1 protein-coding gene and 1 pseudogene are annotated in these 2112 nt (G+C 42.9%); both read right to left on the bottom strand.

Annotated features, from left to right (window positions below; translation table 11 throughout):
- Positions 1 to 144: 144 nt before the first annotated feature.
- Positions 145 to 1143 carry an Npun_R2821/Npun_R2822 family protein gene (locus PX481_RS16690; RefSeq protein ID WP_288059685.1) on the bottom strand — a complete coding sequence of 333 codons (999 nt, stop codon included), beginning with the start codon at positions 1141 to 1143 and terminating at the stop codon, positions 145 to 147.
- 237 nt (positions 1144 to 1380) lie between these two features.
- A pseudogene (locus PX481_RS16685) lies at positions 1381 to 2112 on the bottom strand (hypothetical protein); the annotation flags it as partial.

Genomic DNA, 2112 nt, shown 5'->3' with positions numbered 1-2112 from the left:
TGGAGGGATCGGGGGTAAAATTCAGGTACTTTTTCCCTGAAAATTAGGTAACTGACTACCTCAAAATCGGTAAAACCCTACACCCCACACCCCACACCCCACACCCTGCCCCCACCAACAAACTTTTTCAGCAGACCCTAATTATTATTTTCCTAAACCGAGTTTTCTGGTTACTTTTTGCCAAAAGGTTGGGGTCGGTGGTTGATAGGGTTTGGGACTATCGGTAAAAACAGGACGTTGACTAGGTTCGTAGAGATAACGATAGTGTAAGAAAATATCTCGATAGGGAAAATCGAGATTTTCACCGCTACAAAGTCGCGTGAACAGAGAGGAAGATAAACCAATGTAGTGAAGGTATGTCAAACGTTTGTCGTGGTCATAAAGAATATTATCTAAAGCCTGAAAATGGGGAGAGGTGACACAGCAGCCGGTGCGTTCTTCTTTAGGCAATTGAAGAGCTAGATTATATATAGAAAAATTTGAGCGCATCATCATATAATTTAACAGAGGTTGATCTACTGCCATAGGATAAACTATTTCTGCTTCTCCTGCTCGCAATTGTTCTATGAGCCAATTACGGCGTTCCCCGTCAAATAAACCTTTTTTTGAGCCATAAAAACCCGAACAGAAAATTTCTTGGTTAAGACGTTCTTGGGGAAAGATTTCTAATAATTTTGGGGAAGTAACTTCATAAACGTGGGTGATATCTTTGTGCTGAAAATCGTAGACCACACAATCATAATTATCTAACTGTGCAAAAACCCGATCTAAGGGACTCATCAATAGGGTATCACCATCCATGTAGATAAAGCGATCGAACGGCCCATCAAAGGCACAATAACGACGATGGGTACCAAAACGATGATAACCTTTGCTACCAGCCTTTAACCAGCGTTCTTTAGCGGTAGGATGGGGTTCCCAAGCAGATTTAGCGAAATTATCCCAGAGATCGATCACTTCCCGATCATCAAATAACTCTACATTAGGACGTTGAGCAATTTCCGCCTTGATACGTTCGGTGTTGTCATCGTAGGGATAGACACAAACAGGAAGAGCTTTTCCTCCATTGACCTCGATGCTGTTGAGTAGGGCGACTAATTGATCGTAAATGCGATCGTTGGCTAAGGTACAGATACCGTCCATAAGTAATGCCAAGTAAAAAAATCAAAACTTATTATCTTTGCCGTTAGTTTAGCTTATTTTTGTCGATAAATTTCGGTAATTTGAGATTATGGTCATGACTTTAACTGCCGATCAGCCAATGCCCATTCAAAAGTGAAGTGCAACGCCTAAGATTGACAGAGGTAAGTCCCTAAAGATAGTCTCAAGTTTCTCACAACAGAAAGACTTCCCGATCGGCTATACCCAAAACCGATCGATTTAGCGTTTGCGTTTGAGTAATTTAGAAATGCGTCGATTGTACCGCAACCAACGCCAAATTTTAATAACTAATTCCTCCACCCATAAAATAATCGCATCTAATCCCTCTAAAATCCGTTCTAAGGGGTGTTTAACGTAGCCGACAGGGGTTGATTCGGTTTCTAACCATTCTTCGTTAATTGGTTGAATTATCTCCCTAGCGTAGCGGGGATCTAATTGGGTTGCGGGGGGGGATTCTCCAGGAGTAATTTCAGCGGCGGCCGGGGGGATTTTTTGTAAAGATTTATTTTGTTTTTCTTGACTAAAAGCTTTTTTTGTGCTATGAGGCTCGGCTGGTGTGCCTGGGGACTGGGGAAGGGGATAAGCGGGGTTAAGGCGCGGTTTTTCGGAGTCTTGGGGAGAAATAGCCAAGATATCGGCGGATTCTAGCCAAGGTTGCTCGCTGACGGCGGAAAATGTCAGGGATTGGCGAGAGGAAAAGAAGTGATCGATCGCCGCTTGGATGAGTTTGCCGATCGTGAAGGGATCCGCTTGGGTTTGTTTTTCTAGCCAATCCTGGAGACGTTGCTTGAAGGTGATCAGCAGAGAATTAGGAAGACTTAGGGGATATTTTGCCGATAAAGCGGGTGAATCAGCACTATATTCTAAATTATTCTTCTCTTTTGCCCAGAAATGCTCGATCGCCGCATAAATTAACCAATAAAGTCGCCAGAGATAGGAGGAATTTTTCTC

This window comes from Microcystis sp. M53603_WE2, from assembly GCF_030065435.1.
Note: the sequence above shows the minus strand (reverse complement) of the source record. Positions and strands in the feature narration are given on the sequence as shown.